Origin of the sequence: Algoriphagus resistens, assembly GCF_001442615.1 — a bacterium.
Classification (GTDB): domain Bacteria; phylum Bacteroidota; class Bacteroidia; order Cytophagales; family Cyclobacteriaceae; genus Algoriphagus; species Algoriphagus resistens.
Genome location: NZ_LMXN01000003.1, coordinates 24,542 through 44,604, shown reverse-complemented (window position 1 = coordinate 44,604; position 20,063 = coordinate 24,542). Strand labels below are relative to the sequence as shown.

Annotated in this window: 19 protein-coding genes; 10 read left to right on the top strand and 9 right to left on the bottom strand. The window is 42.3% G+C overall.

All coding sequences use genetic code 11. The annotated features are described in order from the left end of the window. The first annotated feature begins 477 nt into the window (after window positions 1-477). Entirely contained in the window at window positions 478-1,944 is a 1,467-nt protein-coding gene (locus tag AS141_RS06425) for a glycine--tRNA ligase (RefSeq protein WP_057936823.1), read from the top strand. 188 nt (window positions 1,945-2,132) lie between these two features. Here the strand turns inward: AS141_RS06425 and AS141_RS06420 are convergent, their stop codons facing one another. From AS141_RS06420 to AS141_RS06410, 3 genes are read right to left on the bottom strand one after another with little or no spacing between them, the layout of a single operon-like run. Next, on the bottom strand, window positions 2,133-2,471 hold the full coding sequence (locus AS141_RS06420; RefSeq protein WP_057936822.1) for a hypothetical protein: 339 nt from the start codon (window positions 2,469-2,471) through the stop codon (window positions 2,133-2,135). A gap of 33 nt (window positions 2,472-2,504) precedes the next feature. Then, complete coding sequence (locus tag AS141_RS06415) at window positions 2,505-3,035, bottom strand: hypothetical protein (protein ID WP_057936821.1); 531 nt, start codon at window positions 3,033-3,035, stop codon at window positions 2,505-2,507. Window positions 3,036-3,045: 10 nt separating this feature from the next. Beyond that, window positions 3,046-3,399: a hypothetical protein gene (locus AS141_RS06410; protein ID WP_057936820.1), complete on the bottom strand. Its 354-nt coding sequence runs from the start codon at window positions 3,397-3,399 to the stop codon at window positions 3,046-3,048. A gap of 105 nt (window positions 3,400-3,504) precedes the next feature. Here AS141_RS06410 and crtD point away from each other — a divergent pair, with 105 nt between their 5' ends. Continuing rightward, window positions 3,505-4,971: a 1-hydroxycarotenoid 3,4-desaturase CrtD gene (gene crtD, locus AS141_RS06405; protein WP_057936819.1), complete on the top strand. Its 1,467-nt coding sequence runs from the start codon at window positions 3,505-3,507 to the stop codon at window positions 4,969-4,971. A gap of 149 nt (window positions 4,972-5,120) precedes the next feature. On the opposite strand, the gene AS141_RS06400 is transcribed toward crtD, so the two are convergent. Continuing rightward, window positions 5,121-5,630 carry a regulatory protein RecX gene (locus AS141_RS06400; protein ID WP_057936818.1) on the bottom strand — a complete coding sequence of 170 codons (510 nt, stop codon included), beginning with the start codon at window positions 5,628-5,630 and terminating at the stop codon, window positions 5,121-5,123. A 72-nt stretch (window positions 5,631-5,702) separates the two neighbouring features. Here AS141_RS06400 and tpiA point away from each other — a divergent pair, with 72 nt between their 5' ends. From tpiA to AS141_RS06370, 6 genes are all read left to right on the top strand, one after another. Further along, a complete protein-coding gene (gene tpiA, locus AS141_RS06395; RefSeq protein ID WP_057936817.1) occupies window positions 5,703-6,464 on the top strand; it encodes a triose-phosphate isomerase in 762 nt (253 codons plus the stop codon). A gap of 5 nt (window positions 6,465-6,469) precedes the next feature. Then, complete coding sequence (gene prmA / locus AS141_RS06390) at window positions 6,470-7,297, top strand: 50S ribosomal protein L11 methyltransferase (RefSeq protein ID WP_057936816.1); 828 nt, start codon at window positions 6,470-6,472, stop codon at window positions 7,295-7,297. Between the two features lie 100 nt (window positions 7,298-7,397). Further along, window positions 7,398-7,586 (top strand): hypothetical protein, encoded by a 189-nt coding sequence (locus AS141_RS06385; protein ID WP_057936815.1) that lies wholly within the window; start codon window positions 7,398-7,400, stop codon window positions 7,584-7,586. Window positions 7,587-7,690: 104 nt separating this feature from the next. After that, a complete protein-coding gene (recJ, locus tag AS141_RS06380) occupies window positions 7,691-9,415 on the top strand; it encodes a single-stranded-DNA-specific exonuclease RecJ (protein WP_057936814.1) in 1,725 nt (574 codons plus the stop codon). Between the two features lies 1 nt (window position 9,416). Next, window positions 9,417-10,154 carry an LPS export ABC transporter ATP-binding protein gene (lptB, locus tag AS141_RS06375; RefSeq protein ID WP_057936813.1) on the top strand — a complete coding sequence of 246 codons (738 nt, stop codon included), beginning with the start codon at window positions 9,417-9,419 and terminating at the stop codon, window positions 10,152-10,154. Continuing rightward, a complete protein-coding gene (locus AS141_RS06370; protein ID WP_057936812.1) occupies window positions 10,154-11,698 on the top strand; it encodes a GH3 auxin-responsive promoter family protein in 1,545 nt (514 codons plus the stop codon). Before lptB ends, AS141_RS06370 begins: the two co-directional genes overlap by 1 nt. Window positions 11,699-11,757: 59 nt before the next feature. On the opposite strand, the gene ccsA (AS141_RS06365) is transcribed toward AS141_RS06370, so the two are convergent. The 4 genes from ccsA (AS141_RS06365) to ccsA (AS141_RS06350) are packed head-to-tail and all read right to left on the bottom strand — an operon-like array spanning window position 11,758 to window position 15,657. Then, window positions 11,758-14,280, bottom strand: a complete 2,523-nt coding sequence (gene ccsA, locus AS141_RS06365; RefSeq protein ID WP_057936811.1) for a cytochrome c biogenesis protein CcsA — start codon at window positions 14,278-14,280, stop codon at window positions 11,758-11,760. Between the two features lie 26 nt (window positions 14,281-14,306). Then, window positions 14,307-14,723, bottom strand: coding sequence for a cytochrome c maturation protein CcmE domain-containing protein (locus tag AS141_RS06360; RefSeq protein WP_057936810.1), 417 nt, complete (start codon window positions 14,721-14,723; stop codon window positions 14,307-14,309). A 12-nt stretch (window positions 14,724-14,735) separates the two neighbouring features. Continuing rightward, window positions 14,736-14,978 (bottom strand): CcmD family protein, encoded by a 243-nt coding sequence (locus AS141_RS06355; protein ID WP_198293506.1) that lies wholly within the window; start codon window positions 14,976-14,978, stop codon window positions 14,736-14,738. 4 nt (window positions 14,979-14,982) lie between these two features. After that, window positions 14,983-15,657: a cytochrome c biogenesis protein CcsA gene (ccsA, locus tag AS141_RS06350; RefSeq protein ID WP_057936809.1), complete on the bottom strand. Its 675-nt coding sequence runs from the start codon at window positions 15,655-15,657 to the stop codon at window positions 14,983-14,985. Window positions 15,658-15,820: 163 nt separating this feature from the next. Between ccsA (AS141_RS06350) and AS141_RS06345 the strand changes: the two genes are divergently transcribed. Then, window positions 15,821-17,122, top strand: coding sequence for a serpin family protein (locus AS141_RS06345; RefSeq protein ID WP_057937224.1), 1,302 nt, complete (start codon window positions 15,821-15,823; stop codon window positions 17,120-17,122). Window positions 17,123-17,159: 37 nt separating this feature from the next. Here the strand turns inward: AS141_RS06345 and AS141_RS06340 are convergent, their stop codons facing one another. Continuing rightward, window positions 17,160-17,825 (bottom strand): heme exporter protein CcmB, encoded by a 666-nt coding sequence (locus AS141_RS06340; protein ID WP_057936808.1) that lies wholly within the window; start codon window positions 17,823-17,825, stop codon window positions 17,160-17,162. Between the two features lie 282 nt (window positions 17,826-18,107). Here AS141_RS06340 and htpG point away from each other — a divergent pair, with 282 nt between their 5' ends. After that, entirely contained in the window at window positions 18,108-19,994 is a 1,887-nt protein-coding gene (gene htpG, locus AS141_RS06335) for a molecular chaperone HtpG (RefSeq protein WP_057936807.1), read from the top strand. Window positions 19,995-20,063: the final 69 nt, after the last annotated feature.

The window sequence follows — 20,063 nt, the reverse complement described above, 5'->3', positions numbered from 1 at the left end:
TCCCTTCTGACTCGTCAGTAGTTGCGGTTTTTCCAGAAACACTTTTTGTTAGAGTTAAGGTTTTTATGCGGCCTGCGCAATACTCACCTCCCCGAAAGCCGAAAAGTGCTCGCTGAAGGGTATCTATTTTCTTGTAAATACTTCTCCCCCATCAGTTTCGTTTCCTTGGGAATAGTATACAGAAGTAGCGCCTCCCCAGTCTAGTGATTTTTTCAGAGATGGTTTCGAGGCAGACACATTTCCATATACCCCAAAATCCGGTTGTTGTTGAGTGTAAATCCTATTTGGGGGATGAAGGTAAACTGGTTCATCTTTCCATCTGAAAAAGTTGAAAAATCTTCATAACTGGCATCAGAATTTAAGTTACTCTTATTATAAATGATTTTTCCGCATTATGCTAGTTGCATGGTGTTTTGATAAACTCTAAGACTTTGATTTTTCTGCGAGGATTCATTCATTTTCCCTATTTTTGCGCCTATGGCAAAAACTGAAACTCCTGCGGAAAACGCGCAATTGAAAGATATTATTTCCCATGCCAAAGAGTATGGATTTGTTTACCCAAGTTCCGAGATCTACGATGGCTTACAGGCGGTGTATGATTATGGGGCTTATGGTGTCGAATTGAAAAACAACCTGAAACGTCTTTGGTGGGAAACAATGACGCGGGTACAAGACAATATAGTGGGGATCGATGCGGCTATTTTTATGCATCCTACTACCTGGAAGGCTTCCGGTCACGTGGATAGCTTCAATGACCCAATGATTGACAACAAGGACTCGAAGAAGCGTTACCGTGCTGATGTACTCGTTGAAGAGCATGCTGCAGTTTTCGAAAGAGCTGGAGATATAGAAAAAGCGAATGCACTGACAGGTGCTTTGGCGAGATTGCTGGAAGCAGAAGATCTTGCCGGCGTGAGGGATTTGATCGTGAATGAAGGTATCAAATGTCCGATCAGTGGTACTACTAACTGGACCGAAGTCCGTCAGTTCAATTTGATGTTTTCCACTCAAGTGGGTTCTGTAGCTGAGGATTCTACGACGATTTACCTGAGACCTGAGACGGCCCAGGGGATTTTTGTCAACTTCCTGAATGTGCAGAAAACTGCAAGAATGAAGGTTCCTTTCGGAATTGCACAGATCGGTAAAGCGTTCAGAAATGAGATTGTAGCCCGTCAGTTTATCTTCCGTATGCGAGAATTTGAGCAGATGGAGATGCAATTCTTCGTGCGCCCCGGCACCGAGCTGGAGTGGTATCAGAAGTGGGCAGAGACCAGAATGAAATGGCATTTGGCACTGGGAATTCCTCAAGAAAAACTGAGAAAGCATGACCATGAGAAGCTTGCCCACTACGCCAATGCGGCAATGGATATCGAATTTGACTTCCCTTTTGGTTTTAAAGAAGTGGAAGGAATCCACTCCAGAACGGATTTTGACCTGAAATCCCATCAGGAATTCTCCAGAAAGAAGCAGCAGTATTTCGATCCGGAAGTGAATCAGAATTACATCCCTTATGTGATCGAGACGTCCATCGGAGCAGACCGCTTGTTCTTGTTGACACTTTGCAATGCTTATACAGAAGAGAATACAGGGGAGAAAAGCAGAACTTACTTGAAGCTTCATCCATCAATTGCACCGGTGAAGGCGGCTATCCTTCCTATCACGAAGAAAGACGGCTTGCCTGAGAAAGGACAAGAGATCGTTGAACTATTAAAGTATGATTTCAATATTATCTACGAAGATGCGGCATCTATCGGTAAGCGCTACGCACGTCAGGATCTGATCGGAACGCCATTCTGTATCGCTGTCGATCACCAGACTTTGGAAGACAATACCGTGACTATCCGCCATCGAGATACTACCGAGCAGGAGCGAGTACCTATCGACGAACTTCATGGAAGGATCGCTGAAGCCACGAGTTTTAGAAGGATTTTCGAGAAGCTGTAAGAGTTATACAGCCTTATTGAACTATCCACAATAGTCATTTTGGCTTCTCAGGTTTGCAATCCCGAAGCAAAAGCTTAAGATTTTAATTCCACAATTTTAACTTCAGCAACGACTTCTCGGGTTGGTTTAGGAATGATTGGAAATGCTACTATTAAAACCTCTGGATTCCAAGTCCAGAGGAGCATCCTTTATTTGACCCATAAGGCTCCATCCCGTTCATTTCGAAGAGTAGAATTATCCATATAGCGAAATATTATCTGATCGATAACTTCATCAGCCTTTGCTACGATTATTTTCTCACCTCTGATTTTGTAGGTAGTTCTATAGACTATATCACCACTGGGCAAGATATCGGCTACGCCATCAGCAGATAAAGTGATAAAACTGCCGCAGTTTAGTTCAGGATTGTCACCTGGGATGCAACCTTCGGGGATATAAGAATAGGTGCCTAATATATCCGGTTCATCTAGTTTTTCGCAGGAAAAGAATATAAATCCCAGTGCAGAAAGTAGGAGTAGGTTTTTCATAAAAAAGAATTAAGTGTACTATAAGTACGATTACTAAAACAATTTCGCTACAATGATGTTATTCCTGAATTCATAAGGTTGCCTTTGAAGCCATGGGAAAGAAGCATAGGTAGCCCAATTCCCTCTTGCCACATATCGACTTCCAGATGCCCAGGCAGTCTCTTCCTGATAGCATTTCTCTTCCTCTACAACACATTCTCTGAGTGTGTAGCATACTCTAAGATTGCGAAGGCAAGCAGCATCTCCACTGGCATTTTCGGGTGAAGTAAACCCATAATCCTCATAAATACCAGGACCATAGTTGTAAACATTTGCGCCAATGCTGCCTTTAACTATAAAAGCGATAGATTTAAGGCAAAAGCCAGGAGGAGGTATAAAGCTCCAACTCACATTTGTGCCATCCGTCTCAATTGTAAAACCTTCAGGGAAGGCTCCCGAAAATCCCCCATTGTAATCGAATTTACCAGTTGTAAAGTCAAATCCAGGAGAACCAAAATATGCTGCCACCTCATCGCATGTCCTATTGCCGCCAGCGTTTTCTCCAGGAATAATGACAGGTTCCACATTTCCGGCCTTAGGGGATATCCTCTTGCTTCACCCAAATAGTGTTATCCCCTTCCTCTCTAAGCGACCCATCCTCTAGCTTTTTGAAGGTCAGATTCAAACCGAACTGATCATTTTTCTCAATTTTGATTTTATCCCCTTTAATCTTGTAGGAAGTCCGCGAAAAAATATCACCGCCATACAAAACTTCAGCAACTCCCCCGGCAGAGAGTATAATTAATCGGCTACAGTTAAACTCAGGATTTTCTCCGGGATTGCACCCTTCGGGAGTATTAATGTAGTTGCCCAAAATATCGGGTTCATCAAGTTTTTCACAAGAAATAAATAGAAGAGCAAAGAGAGAAAGGAGTAGTAAGTTTTTCATAAAAAAGCAGTTAGGCACTTTACCCTTACGAAGAAAATCATGGGTCTGCTACAGGAACTTTAACTTTTATAAAATTTGCTAGTTTAGAGGTTAGAACAAAAACCCATGACTGGAAAAGCAATTATCATCGGTTCGGGAATCGCGGGAATTGCCGCGGCAATCCGGTTAGCTGTCAAAGGCTATTCGGTGGAGGTTTTTGAGGCTAATTCTTACCCTGGTGGGAAGCTGAACGAAATCCGTTTAGGGAGCTATCGCTTTGATGCCGGCCCTTCACTCTTTACGCTACCTGAGCAAGTGGATGAGTTGTTTCAGTTGGCTGGCAAAAAACCGAAAGATCATTTTGACTATGAAAGACTCGATGTGATCAGTCAATACTTTTGGGAAGATGGTACGAGATTGAAAGCATATTCAGATCTAAATCGCTTTGCAGAAGAAGTAGAGGCAAAATTGGGAGAACCTGCATCCAATATTGAGGATGCGCTAAAACAATCAGCATTTATTTACAATAGCTTGTCACCGCTATTTATGAATCGCTCCCTTCACAAGCTAGATACCTGGACAAATCCACAGGCACTTAAGTCTTACATGAGAATGGGGAAATTGGGAATTTTCTCCACTATGAATGAGGCAAACAGAAAGCATTTTTCCCATCCTAAATTGGTGCAGCTATTTAACCGCTATGCGACATACAACGGTTCAAATCCTTTTGAAACTCCTGCTACTCTTAATATCATTCCTCATCTCGAATTCAATATAGGTGCATTTTTTCCTAAGAGAGGAATGGTTGACATTACTCAAAGTCTCTATAAATTATCTGAAGAACTTGGAGTGAACTATCATTTTGGGGAAAAAGTAGATCAGGTGCTTGTCGAGAATGGGAAAGCTATCGGAATACGGGTAAGAGAAATTGATCACTTTGCAGAGATCGTGGTCAATAATATGGATATGGTCAATGCCTATAAGACTATTCTAAAAGATCAAAAGCAACCTAAACTATTGCTCAACCAGCCTAAGTCAAGTTCTGCACTGATTTTTTATTGGGGAATCAAGCGGGATTTTCCTGAACTGGATCTTCATACTATTTTCTTTACAGATAATTATCCAATGGAATTTGAGCACATTTTCAAGCGCGGGAGGATTTTCAACGATCCCACGATCTATCTCAATATTACTTCTACCCACAAAAATGAGGATGCTCCGCCGGGCTGTATGAATTGGTTTACGATGATCAATGTCCCTAATAATCAGGGACAGAATTGGGATGAAATGATAGCTGAGGCCAAAAGAAATATACTCCACAAGCTGAATAGAATACTCAAAACTGATGTTGAATCTTTGATTGAAGTAGAGGAGATTTTAGATCCGAGAACCATTGAATCCAAAACTTCCAGCGCTCAGGGAGCGCTTTATGGCAATAGCTCAAATAATAAGTTTTCAGCTTTTCTACGCCATGCGAATTATTCTTCCTCAATAAAAAATCTGTATTTCTGCGGAGGTTCTGTACATCCGGGAGGAGGAATTCCGCTTTGCCTGCTTTCGGCAAAAATTATGAGTGAAATGATTAAAAACTGATCAGAAGACTATAGTCGAAGGTCTAAAACATAGTAGGCTCAAGGTATCTTGACTTGGGACTAAAATAATTGAAGTCTGCATGGATAAAGGCATAAGTCTGGCTTGCGCCAAATCTGGACCTGCACTCATGGACTCACAATTTCGACTGACTACTGATCACTAATTAAACTCTCCACAGCTTCCTTCACCAGATCCATCTCAAACCCTTTGTTCATCAAATACTGCGTGACTTTGAATTTCTTTTTGTAGGTATCAGACTCGTGCGTGCTTTCCCACTTTTTCTCAGTCTGAGTTAAAAGAGTGTCATAGTATTCACCAGGATCGATTTCTGATAGTCCTTTTCGGATGAGATCCTCGGAGATTTCCCGCATTTTTAGCTCCATACGTATACGGGTTTTGCCCCAGTTTTTTAGCCTGAATTTACCTCTGGCGAAAGACCTGGCATATCGCTCTTCATTTACAAATTCCTCTTCAATCAGCTCTGCAATCAACTTTTCCGCGGGTTCGTCTTTAATGCCTTTTTCGTGGAGCTTGCGCCGGATTTCCCAGGAACAGCGATCCTGGTAGGCGCAGAAGGTTGTGAGCTTTTCAAAAGCTTCTTCCTGCGACCAGGAGTTTTTTCGCGACTCATTTGGCTTATATTTTCCCCAACTGGACATTTTCCGTAATTTTAGACCAAATTATCCCTAGATTCTTTTTTATCAAACCTTATTAAATTTTCAAAACAGATTATGCGTAAGAAAATCGTAGCCGGAAACTGGAAAATGAACATGACTTTCGAAGAAGGTCAGACGCTTACTTCCGAAATATTGAACATGATCAAAGACGAGCATTCTGGTAATGCTATCGCTGTGCTTAATCCTCCTTTCCCACATATTTTCCCGGTTAAGAAGCTTATCGGAGAGGCAAAAGGCGTTTTTATTGGAGCCCAAAACTGTTCCGACAAGGAAGCTGGTGCATTCACGGGAGAAGTTTCTGCAAAGATTCTTGCTTCCTTCGGCGTACAATATGTGATTATCGGTCACAGTGAGCGTCGTGAATATTTCAAAGAAAGCAATGAGATGCTTTCCGCTAAAGTTAAAATCGCTTTGGCAAATGGCCTGACACCAATATTCTGCTGCGGAGAATCTCTTGAGATCAGAACTGCAGGAACTCATGAACCAAATGTGAAATTTCAATTGACAGAAGGTCTTTTCGATTTGAGTCCGGAGGATTTCTCTAAAATCGTGATTGCCTATGAGCCGATTTGGGCGATAGGGACCGGCAAAACCGCCAGCTCTGAGGAAGCCCAGGATATGCATGCTGCCTTGAGAAGACACATTGCTTCCAAGTATGGCAAGGACGTCGCAGACAATACTTCAATCCTGTATGGAGGAAGCTGTAATCCAAAGAATGCTCAGGAGCTTTTCGCAAAACCTGATGTGGATGGCGGATTGATCGGTGGAGCGTCGCTGAAGTCACGTGACTTCGTAGATATTATCAAATCTTTCTAAGAAAAATGGATTACCTGGAGTTTAAAATCACCTGCCTGGAGCAATTCAGGGAAATCCTTATAGCTGAATTAGCCATGACAGGCTTTGATTCCTTCCTCGAAACTGAGGAGGGAATCGATGCTTATACGCTGGAGTCAGATTTCGATCGCGCTGCTTTCGATGAAGTGATCACCAAGTATCAGGATGATGCAAAGATCATTTTGGAAGAGGGTGTAATGCCGAAAGTCAACTGGAATGAGGAATGGGAGAAGAATTACGATCCTATTGCTGTGGACAATTTGGTGTACGTTCGTGCATCTTTTCACCCAAGTAAGCCTGAATTCAAGCACGAGATAGTAATCAATCCCAAAATGTCCTTTGGCACCGGCCATCATGCAACTACTTTCCAAATGCTCCGTCATCAGGGACAGATAGACCACTTTGGAAAAAGGGTTTTGGATGTTGGATCAGGAACAGGGATTCTTGCAGTAATGGCACATTTGCTTGGAGCCCGCGAAGTGGAGGCTTTTGATATTGATGATTGGTGTGTGAATAATGGCAACGAGAATTTTGATTTGAACGGTTTGACTACCCGAATGGATTTGGGGACGATCCGAGAAGTAAATCCTCAAGGAGAGTTTGACATAGTATTGGCCAATATCAACAAAAATGTCTTGCTTGATGAAATGAGCATTTATGCCCATTTGCTGAAGGCAAATGGGGTTTTATTGTTAAGCGGCTTTTATACAGAAGATATAGAGGATCTAACTGAATGTGCCAAGCCATTAGGATTGGAGCTAATTTCCCGGCAAAGCAAGGATAATTGGGCGGCGCTGATATTGCAGAAAGTTTAATAAGACATCAGACTTAGGAAGTAAGGTATTGGAAATCAAAGTTATGGTTCTTCCAGTCAGCGATAGGACAACCTTGCAACTTTAACACGTTACAACTTTAATGACTGAATTGATTATTTACGCCGTTGTTTTTGTATTGCTGATCGGCCATTGTCTTTTTGCAGGGAAGATGTATCGGGCGGTGCATGCTGATTCCAGCCTGACATTGACGCAGAAGAACGATTGGAAACTCAAAGCGCTTATTTTCCCGATCTATTTTTGGGGAAAATATAAGAAGGGAAAAGGTTAGCTTTTTTTCCTTTCAAGTAAACTTTTAGGCTTCGGGAGCCGATTATAGAACCAGTACTTTTAATTAATAAAACCACAAGAAACTTAGTTTACTATATTAGCTTCATGGAGTACCTCTGGAAACAAAAACCCAAAACCTCTCAATCGGCAATAGATCAACTGAGCAAGGAGATCAACGTCAATCCGACATTGGCCAATATGCTGATTAATCGAGGGGTGGAGAGTTTCGAGCAGGCAAAGAGTTACTTCCGCCCGTCTTTGGTGATGCTTCACGATCCTTTTCTGATGAAGGATATGGCGGAGGCTGTGGATAGGATCCAGTCTGCCGTGTCGAATGGGGAAAAAATTATGGTCTATGGAGACTACGATGTGGACGGTACTACCGCAGTAGCTTTGATGTATGGTTTCCTGAAAACTTTTTATCCTGATGTGGTTTTTTATATCCCAGACCGGTACAAAGAAGGGTATGGGATTTCCGAAAAGGGCGTGCATATCGCTGCTGAGAATGATATTAAGCTGATTATCGCGCTCGATTGCGGAATAAAAGCGATCGAGAAAGTTGCATTGGCCTCAGAGCTTGGAATTGATTTTATTATTTGTGATCACCATACACCTGGCGATAAACTTCCCGCAGCAGTAGCAGTATTGGATGCCAAACGCAGTGATTGCAACTATCCCTACAAAGAACTTAGCGGTGCAGGAGTTGGATTTAAACTGATACAGGCAATAGCTTCAAAACGCGGAATTGATAGTTCCCATTTGGATACCTATTTGGATCTGGTAGCAGTAAGTATCGCGGCAGATATAGTACCTATCACAGGAGAAAACAGGATTTTGGCTTATTACGGACTTGACCGGATTAATAACACACCTCGGCCGGGGTTAAAAGCTTTGATGCTTAGCAGCAATCTTGAAAAGGACATTGGGATATCTGATGTGGTATTCAAAATCGGGCCGAGAATCAATGCTTCTGGAAGATTGGAGCACGCTAAAGCTTCGGTAGAATTGCTGATTTCTTCAGATTTGGAAGGTGCGATGGAGCGGGCGAAGGTCGTGGATGAAGTGAATGCAACCCGAAGGAACTTTGATGAGAACATCACCAAGGAAGCTTTTGAAATGATCGCTTCCCGAGAGGAATTGACCATGTGGAATTCCACTGTGCTTTTCAAGGAAGACTGGCACAAAGGAGTAATAGGCATCGTAGCCAGTCGTTGTATTGAGAAATACTATAGACCTACCATCATTTTGACGGAGTCCAATGGGAAAGCCACAGGTAGCGCGAGATCGGTCGTGAATTTCAATATCTACGAAGCAATAGAGGAATGTGCCGATCTACTTGACCAGTTTGGCGGCCATATGTATGCGGCTGGATTAACGTTATCGGTGGAAAATGTTCCTGCCTTTCAGGAGAAATTTGAGGCAGTGGTGAAGAGCAGAATTGAGGAGGTTCATCGCAAGCCAGTGATAGAAGTTGACGATGAATTGCTTTTAGATCAGATAAATTACAAGTTTTATAATATCTTGAAGCAAATGGCGCCATTTGGACCGGGCAATACCGAACCTGTCTTCCGGATTGCCAATGTATATGCTGAGGATGTGACCGTGCTTAAGGACAAACATTTGAGATTTAAAATCGTCCAGGATGGTCAGGTTACTACACCTGTCTGCTTGGGTTTTGGGATGGCAGATCGGGCGAAAGACCCTGATTTGACGACCGTGAATATGCTTCGTGGGAAAATGCGATTTGATATAGTTGCAGAAATGAGGGAAAATGTATTTCGCGACAAGAGCAGCTTGCAACTCTACGTGAAAGACATCAAATTTGATTGATATGATTCTTCGTGCCGAAAATTTAGTAAAAATCTACAAAAGCCGCCGGGTGGTAAATGACATCTCAGTGGAGGTGAGTCAAGGAGAGATAGTGGGGCTCTTAGGTCCTAATGGAGCTGGTAAAACCACATCATTCTATATGATAGTTGGATTGATCCAACCAAATGAGGGCAAAATTTTTCTTGAAGATAATGATATCACCAGCCTTCCAATGTATCGTAGGGCAAAGCAAGGAATTGGATATTTGGCTCAGGAAGCGTCGGTTTTCAGGAAGCTATCTGTAGAAGAAAATATCATGGCAGTGCTGGAAATGACTAAAATGCCAAAACAAGAGCGTAAGGAAAAAGTAGAAAGTCTGCTGGAAGAATTCAGTTTGACCCACGTGCGTAAAAACCTGGGGATGGTTCTTTCCGGTGGAGAGCGAAGAAGAACTGAAATCGCCAGAGCTCTGGCCGTTGACCCTAAATTCGTCTTGTTAGATGAGCCATTTGCAGGAGTGGATCCCATAGCTGTGGAAGAAATTCAGACCATAGTCGCCAAGCTGAAAACCAAGAATATTGGTATATTAATCACTGATCACAATGTAAACGAGACACTTTCCATTACCGATAGAGCTTACCTGATGTTTGAAGGGAAGCTTTTGAAAGCAGGTACAGCTGAGGAGCTGGCGGCTGATGAACAAGTACGAAAAGTGTATTTGGGTTCTAATTTTGAGTTGAAACGAAAAGTTTTTAATTAATGGCCGTTCTGAATTCCTTTATGACTTGGATCTTTAAGAGCCGTTTGGGTCAAATTGAAAATTTTAAGCAAAATCCTATTTCTGTCCAGGAGACTATTTTTAAAGAGCTGATAGAAGCGGGAAAAAATACAGAATTTGGTATTGCCCATGGGTTTGCAGATATAAGAAGCTATGCTGATTATGCAAGTAAGGTACCAATACGGAATTATGATAAGTTCAAGCCCTTCATTGACAAAGCGATGGAAGGGAGTGATAATGTGATATGGAACCGGGAAATAGAATGGTTTGCCAAATCATCTGGTACTACCTCAACCCGCAGTAAATACATTCCGGTGACGAATGAGAGTCTGGAGGAATGCCATTATAAAGGAGGAAAGGACATGGTCGCACTTTATATGGCCAATTATCCGGATTCTAGGCTTTTTGCTGGGAAAACCCTTACGATTGGGGGGACATTGGAAAATAATCCACTCAATCCTCTAGGAACTGCCAGAGCGGGAGATATCTCTGCGGTAATCATGGAAAATCTGCCTTTTTGGGCGTATTTCGTCCGTACTCCATCGAAGGAAACTGCGCTAATGGGAGAGTGGGAAGCCAAGATTGAAAAAATGGCCCGGGAGACCATGGATGAAGATGTGACTTGTATGGCTGGAGTTCCTACCTGGACAATCGTGCTGCTGCAAAAAGTCTTAGAATTGAAGAATGCTAAGAATATCCTGGAAGTATGGCCAAATCTAGAGATTTTTTTCCATGGAGCAGTTGCTTTTGGACCATACAGAAGTCTTTTCAAAGAACTTATTCCTTCTGAAAAAATGCGATATATGGAAACATATAACGCATCTGAAGGTTTTTTTGGAATTCAGGATCAGAAAGATTCGGATGAGTTGTTACTACTGTTGGATTATGGGATTTTCTATGAGTTTATTTCTATGGAGGAGTGGGAGTCTGAAAATCCGGAAGTGATACCCTTAGCTCAAGTGGAAGTGGATAAGAATTATGCATTGGTGATTACTACCAATGGAGGACTATGGAGGTATAAGATTGGAGACACCGTCAGGTTCACCTCCACCTCACCTTATCGGTTCAGAATTTCGGGGCGTACAAAGCATTTTATCAATGCGTTTGGAGAGGAAGTGATTGTGGAAAATGCCGAAAAAGCAATTCAATTTGCCGCTGAGCAAACGAATGCAACTATTGCAAACTTTACTGCGGCTCCTGTTTATTTTGATGGATCGGGATCTAAAGGGGCCCATGAATGGATTATAGAATTTCAAAAAAGACCATCCGACCCAAAGAAGTTTGATCAGCTTTTGGACCAGCACTTGCGAGAAATCAATTCGGATTACGATGCGAAGCGCCACAAGGGGTTGGCTTTGGTAGAACCCATTATTCATCATGCTCCACATGGAATATTCGAAAATTGGATGCGTAAAAGGGGGAAATTAGGTGGCCAGCATAAAGTACCCAGGCTTTCTAATTCCAGAGAGTATCTGGATGAGATATTGGGTTTGTTGCAAAAGTCAGAGCCCTCAGACCTTGTATAGAAATGCTAAAGCCCGCCTAAACGGGCTTTGGCATTTCTATAAACTTCAATTTTCTGAATTTACACTTCCAGTCCTTTATCTCTCATTTTTTTGAACTCATCAAAACGTCTAAAAATTGCCACGGTAAATCCGGCAAGCATAATGAGTGTTCCGATCCAAAGGATGTTGATATAAGGCTTCACTATTGCCTTCATTACCACGTAGTCTTTTTGGTATTGATTGACCTTAAAGACAAATTTGTTCTCTTCCGGTAAGATATTTTCAAGGCTAACTTTAATTCCCAACTCATTATCTATCACTGGCAATTTTCCGACCTGATTGTTGCGGATAATGAAAGTTGGCTGAAGTAATTTCTCAACGTCGTAATCCAGGATTCTAAGATTAGCTCGTACCGCTACGTCACCTTCCTGAAGCACGTAGCCGTCAAGCTCTTCCAGTACGTCTGCTCCGTCAAAATAAGTCACATAATCCGCCACATGGAATTGCTCTCCTGGAGCTACCTCATAGATTTCGTCTTCTTTCCAATCCGGATCCTCAGGGTCATTCATGGCGGCTACATAAGTATAAAGATCTTTGTCGATGAAAATTCTGGAAGCGGGGGAGGAGATTAATCCGCCCATTCCCTCATTGAACTGAGACATAGGGCTGAGTGAGAATTTCAGCACCTCATTTTGATAATACTCAATCTGGAAGTAGTCATTCTCCTCAAGTACTATATCCACTTTATCGCCCTTTTTGAAGTGATCCTTATAGTCCTCCAGCGCGAGGGCTTCATTTACTTTTCCTGTAGGTTCTAGAATTTTGGCAGGCACATATTCTGAGATGCCTTTGACCTTCTTCTGACGGCCACGGTAGATCACCGTATAATCTTTCATCTGGGTAGGCTTATTGATCCAGAGCAGCACATGCTCTTTGTTCAGTTCATCCTCCCAGCTATTGCTGTAGGTCAATCCTGACATATTGATAGAAATAGTGTCAGAATAACCAGAGCTGAACATGATCCCAATCAGAATCATACCCAAGCCTATATGTGCCAAAGAGCCACCTGCCAATTTGAAAGTGGATTTTCTTAGGATCTTAAATAGAATCACCGAGTTGGCAGTAATGGTAAAAGTACCTGCCAGGACTAAAATTATGTATTGCCAATCATAAACTTTGGCCAGGACAATAATCCCCGCAGACAGTAAAACAGAGATGATATAAGGTGTTAAAAGCGCATCTTTCAGTGCCTTCTTGTCCATTTTTTGCCACCAGAAAAATTGCCCGATAGCAGTAAGCATAGCTAAAGCTACTGCAAACCATAGCTGGAATTTGGTATAAAACTCAATCTGATCCGCAGGAGGCGCCATATTGGATATGCCTCCAAAGCTTTCTATCATCGCATTCCATGCAGGAATAGAAGTAGGAAGTATTACCTGGAAAGCCATCAGAGCCATTGTAGTAGCACCTATAAACACCCAGAACTCCCGGGAATAAACAGAAGCTTCTTTCTCTGAAGTCGGAATATGTTTCCAATTTATCACACACAGGACTATGGCCACCACAAGGAAGAAAAGCATGTAGAGCAGCAACTGACCAGAAAGTCCAAGGTCAGTGAAGGAGTGCACTGAAGCATCTCCCAATACACCTGATCTCACTAAGAAAGTGGCATAAAGAACCAGTATAAAGGTCATTATAACCAATACAATGGAGGTCTTCAGCGCTGTGGCGCTTTTCTTATAGGTAATCATGGTATGGATGGACGCGACAAGAATCAGCCACGGAACATACACCGCATTTTCTACGGGGTCCCAGTTCCAATAGCCCCCGAAGTTCAATGTCACATATGCCCAATAGGCACCCATGATAATTCCCATTCCCAGGATCATAGCCGAGAAAATTGCCCAGGGCAAAGCCGGTCGTATCCATTCAGAATATTTTTTGGTCACCAATCCGCCCATCAAGAAGGCGAAGGGAACCAATGTAGATGCATAGCCCAAGAACAGGGTAGGAGGATGTATTACCATCCAGATGTTTTGCAAGAGGGGATTTAAACCCGTTCCATCTTCTGGTATAAAATCAGGGTTCATTTGGAAGATAGGTGCCTGAGTTGCATCTCTCAGTAATATAAATGGAGAACTGCCGATTTTCAGGTCGACTATCACAACTCCCAATATCATAGACACCAAGAATGCCTGCACCAGAGCAAAAACGATCATTACAGGTGCTTCCCAATACTTATTGGTGAAAATAAGGATGGTTCCCAGTACCACATTCCAGAAAATCCAAAGAATAAAAGCGCCTTCTTGACCTTCCCAGAAACTGGAAATCATATAGTGTACAGGAAGCGCTTCCGAACTGTGGGAATAAGCGTAAAAATACTCAAAACGGTGGTTGTAGATAATTTCAAAAAGTGAAAAGGCAATCATCACTGCCGAAATGCCGTGAATAGCGAAGCTGATTCTGCTGAATTTTCTCCAACTGGCTTTTTCAAGTTCGTTAGCCCTGAAATACTGGATGTAAGCGTATGCGGTAGTCAGTGCGCTGACAAAGGCCACTATGGTCATGAAGTGGCCAAGATTACCGATAAAGGTATTGATCATGGATTTTTTATTCTAACTGCCCTAACTCACATTCCTGCTGTCTGCACTTCAGTTTCCTGATATTTTGAAGGGCATTTCATCAGGATTTTATCGGCAATAAATATTTCGTCATTCTTATATGATCCGATTACTACTACGGATTCTGAGCGGGTGAAATCTGCAGGTACTGGCTCATTGTAAAAAACCTCCTGCTCTACCCCTTCATTATCCACAAGCATAAAGGTGAAGGAGACTTTGTCCTCCCTTACATTTAAGCCGGTCACTTCACCGCTTGCATCTTTTTTTAGCTGACCTACTACGTGGATGGCTTTATCCTCCCCATTTTGCTTCATTTCTTTAGCAGTGGTAAAGCTTTCGTAGCTACTGGCATCACCGATAGAAGTCATTATGATTACTATCGCTACTGCAATTATACCTAATCCGATAAGATGTCCTTTTTTCATTTCAGCGAAGTGTTAGGAGAGGAGATTTTTTTCAAGTTTACTGATCTTGCGATCTGTATTGATGAGGTAAACGGTAATACCGGCGAAGATGAGTACAATCACTCCTACCAAAACATAAATTTTTCCGTTTGCCCTCATCGTGTCGGCCATTTCAATTGAATTGTTGGAATAGTCAGCTTCAGTTACCGGGATTTTATCCTGCGCCAGTGCAGATAGACTAAAAACCAGGAGTGCTATGGTAAGTAATTTTTTCATCGATTCAGGAATTAATCATTCTATCTTCAATTGTCCTCTCCACCCTACGCATTCTAACGCGTACGGTTGCGATCCAGCTGCCAAATAATGTCCAGGCAATAATCGCGGGATAGAATACTGCCCGTAGTTTGGAGTCCAGATCATAGGCATTAAAGCCGGGATTCCCACCGTTTCCGGGATGCAAACTGTCTGTTAATCTTGGTAATACAAAGATAAGTGGTATGAAAGCCGCAAATGCGAATATGTTATAAATAGCTCCGATTCGGGCTCTTTGTTGAGAATCGGTAAGCGAGTTTCTTAGGATCAAATAAGCGAAATACATCAAAATCCCAATGGCTGATGCATTCTGTTTGGGATCACCACTCCAGTAATCTCCCCAGGTGAATTTTGCCCAAAGCATACCTGTAACTATTCCCAATACCCCAAAAAGAATAGCTGCATTGGTGAATTCTATCGCCATATCATCATTTTTGATGTCGTTGGTTCGAAGGTATTTGATGCTGTAGTACACAGCAATTACCAGCATGAGGATCATCCCAAACCACATCGTGACATGGAAGTGAAGGGCCCGGATAGTTTCGTTGAGGATCGGAAGTCGCGGTGCTTCCATCAGCAAGCCTGCGATTAATGTGTACAGCAGCAGGGCTATTGCAAGAATTTTCCACCAGGATTGGCGCATAGGGTATTTTTGCTAATTCAAGTGCAAAAATAAGTCATAAGTTCCTGAAAACGCTTCTTTTTGTGAAGTCTTTTAACCATAAAGATTCAAGGAGGTAAGCGCAGAGTTCACTCAGGATGTAGCATTTTGCAGATCTCTAACGTCTTGATGCAAAATGTTAGCCATGAAACCATTCTTTTTAAAAACTAACAGGAATGCAAAAACTGTCGAGAACCTATTTGTTCTTTCAGTATTTATCTTCTGCTTTAGCTGCATTTCCGGTGAGGAGAATTCCCCTTCGGGAAAAGTAGAAGCAAATTTGAGGGAGTTGTCTTTGGATGAAAACAGACTCTCTGAATCAAATACCCGGTTTGCAACAAACCTTTTCCAACAGCTGGTCTCCAATGGGGACTCCAAAAATCTATTTTTCAGCCCATATTCGATACACCAGGCGCTGGCTATGGCGATGAACGGCAATGATGGGGAGGTTTTAGAAGAATTTATCCAGGTTTTGCAAATGGAGGGCATGAGCCTGGAAGAAGCAAATCAGGCAGTCAAAGACCTAACTTCATTCTTACTTGAGGTAGATCCAAAAGTACAATTAAGCATAGCCAATGGCATTTGGTATAAAGAGGGCTATGAAGTAAGAATCCCTTTCAAGGATGCTGCCAAGCACTACTTCAGTGCTGAAATTGCTCCACTAGATGTGTATGACCCAAATTCTGTGGACATCATCAATCACTGGATAGAAAAACAGACAGACAACCTCATCAAAGATATGCTGGACATTATTCCTGAAGATGCTGTGATGTATTTAGTCAATGCGATTTACTTCAAAGGGGACTGGACCTATAATTTTCCCAAAGAGAATACCCGCAAAGAAAAGTTCACCCTCGGCAATGGTCAAGAAATCCTAGTAGATATGATGAATTTGGGCGAATCTGCGGGATTCAAAGCTTATGGTACTTCTGAATACACTTATTTGGAAATACCCTATAGTTCAGAACAGTATTCAATGGGGATACTAATCAATGAAAGCGGTAATCTTTCGGAACTGTACCCTCATTTCACCTTGGAAAATTTGACTGAATGGAGAAGTAATCCCAGGGATGTGAATTTGATATTGAAAATGCCAAAATTTAAAATTGACTATAGAATCGATAACCTTTCGAATGACTTACAAGCCATGGGCTTGGTGAGACCATTTAGTTTTCATAAAGACAATTTCACACAATTATTCTCCAATCCAACTGATGATTTGAAAATCAGCAGAGTAATCCACCAAGCGCTTATAGAAGTAGATGAAAAGGGTACGGAAGCTGCCGCTGCAACTATTGTTGAAGTGGTTGAAACAGTCAGTTTACCTCCCGATTCAACACCAACAATCTTCACCTTGGACAGACCTTTTATCTTTTTTATCCAGGAGAAACACAGTGGAGCAATTTTGTTTATGGGGAAATTGGAGAATCCTTTAGAAGATGATTGATTTTGTAACCCGACTACCCGGCCGGCAGGAAAGAAGACTAGGATCTCCATAAATAAGGGAACAAAATATATCCCGTCACGGCCACAATCGCATTGATTGCTAAAAGCGTCAAAAGCTTGTCTATACTTACACTCCAATCCAATCCGTCCATGGCGTTTTTGGAAATGCGGATAGCCATCAGCAGGATCGGGATAATTACAGGAAAGCTCAGAATAGCCATCAGTGTGGCATTATTGCCTGCTTTGGAAGCGATGCCGCTAACCATGGTCAAACTTGCAGAAAAGCCCATTGCTCCCAGAACCAAATTGAGCAGGAATAAGCCCTGGTCCTGGATTGGGTTGCCAAGGATAACTGAAAACACTCCATAACCCAACAATGCCAGAATGAGGGTGAGGCCAGTGTTATAAATTATTTTCGAAAGAATAATCGCCTCGGGTGAAGCGATCATGTAATAATAGAGTTGACGTCCTTGATGCTCCTGGACGAAGCTTTTTGCCACGGCATTTACCGCCGAGAAAAGAATAATAATCCAGTATAATGCATTCCAGGTGGGAGGGGAAATGTTCCCCTGCTTAGCCCCTACACTCAAGTAGGTGATGAAAACTGCCGAAACCACATACAGTAAAATCCCATTCAGCGCGAATTTCTGACGCCACTCCAGCGTAACTTCCTTACTGATCAGAACTGAGATTTCTTTCCACATGCCTCAAAGATAAGAGGATTGTAAAATTGGAAGGTTGAAAAATTCAGGTATTCTTAAAGATGACAGTCTTTTATAGTAGAAGCGTTGTAAGGAGGCGAAGTTGTAAAGTCTGGTAAATCCTTAGCTATATTTTTTAAGTACATGGTCAATTTGGAAAAACCCGAAAACGTCTATCAGAATTCCGAAATCGAAGCTGCCAAAATGGCACCAATTCTCCTTTGGAACAACAGTTGTAATCCTGTGCCCGACAAACCATGTGTTTAACTAAACTAATTTATAGCCATGCAGGAAAAAGGCACGATCTCGATCCATACCGAGAACATTTTCCCGATTATCAAGAAGTTTCTCTATTCTGATAACGAGATTTTTCTAAGAGAACTTGTATCAAATGCAGTTGATGCGACGCAGAAAATCAAGCGACTTGCGACATTAGGTCAGTATTCCGGTGATCTTGGTGACACTACGGTGGAAGTGAGTTTTGATGAGAAAAAGAAAACCATCACTATCTCTGACCGAGGACTGGGGATGACTGCTGAGGAGATTAAAAAGTATATCAACCAGGTGGCTTTCTCCGGTGCAGAGGAATTTGTGGAGAAATTTAAAGACGCCAAAGATGCCAATGAGATCATCGGTAAGTTTGGTTTAGGTTTCTATTCGGCTTTCATGGTCGCCGACAAGGTAGAAATCAATACGCTTTCCTACCAAGAAGGAGCAGAAGCCGCTAAATGGACCTGTGACGGATCTACTTCGTTTGAGATTTCCAAAGGAAAGAGAAAAGAACGCGGAACGGAAATTATCCTTCATATCAATAAGGATTCCGAAGAATTTCTGGACAAATGGAAGCTTCAGGGAATCCTGGACAAATACGCTAAATTCCTTCCTGTTCCGATTAAATTTGGTACAAAAACCGAATCTGTAGAAGATGGTGTTGATGACAAAGGGGAGAAGAAATGGAAGTCTGTGGAAGTGGATAACCTCATCAATACCACTGCTCCAATCTGGACCAAATCCCCAAGCGACCTGACAGACGAAGACTACCTGAAGTTCTACAAAGAGCTATATCCTATGTCTGAGGATCCGCTTTTCTGGATTCACCTGAATGTGGACTATCCGTTTAATCTGACGGGAGTATTGTACTTCCCGAAAGTGAAAAATGAGTTCGAGCTGCAGCGCAACAAGATCAAATTATTCAGCCGTCAGGTATTTATCACCGACGAGGTGAAAGACATCGTGCCTGAGTTTTTGATGTTGCTTCATGGAGTGATTGATTCTCCGGATATTCCTCTGAACGTATCCAGAAGCTTCTTGCAGGCAGATGGTAATGTGAAGAAAATCAATTCCTACATCACCAAGAAAGTAGCGGATAAGCTGGCTGAACTTTACAAGAAAGACCGGAAAGCCTATGAGGATAAGTGGGATGACATTGGGCTATTCGTAAAATATGGAATGATTTCAGAAGAGAAATTCTACGAAAAAGGAAAAGACTTTGCCTTGCTGAAGAACACCAAAGGTGAATTTTACACGATTGAGGAATATCAGTCTAAAGTAAAGCCTGTTCAGACAGATAAAAATGAGCAGACTGTTATCCTGTATGCAACGGATGTAAATAAGCAGGACAGTTTTATCCAGTCAGCCAATAAGAAAGATTACGACGTGCTGGTGATGGACTCGCCGATTGATAGTCACTTCATCCAGAATTTGGAATCAAAACTGGAGAAAACCCAGCTGAAGCGGGTGGATGCAGATGTGGCAGAGAAGTTGATCCAAAAAGAGGAAACATACGCCAACTTGCTGACCGAAGATCAAAGCAAGAAAGTGAAAGAAATCTTTGATAAGGCGATCAACAACAAGACGTACACAGTGGAAGTGGAAGGCTTAAGCCCAGAGGAACTTCCCGTGACGATCACCATGGAGGAATTCATGCGTCGAATGAAGGAAATGGCTGCCACAGGCGGAGGGGGAATGGGCTTCTACGGTTCACTTCCTGACGCTTACAAAGTAGCGATTAACGGAAATCACCCGGTAGTGGATAAAGTCTTGAAAGCAGAAACGGAAGAAGAGAAGACCAAACTTGCCAAGCAGGCATTTGATCTGGCACTTCTTTCCCAGGGCTTGCTTACCGGGAAAGACTTAACGGCTTTCGTAAAGAGAAGTGTGGAATTGCTGTAAATAGCATCCATTCATTGCAAATATTAAAATGGGTATGGCGACATGCCCATTTTTTTTGCCAAATCCATT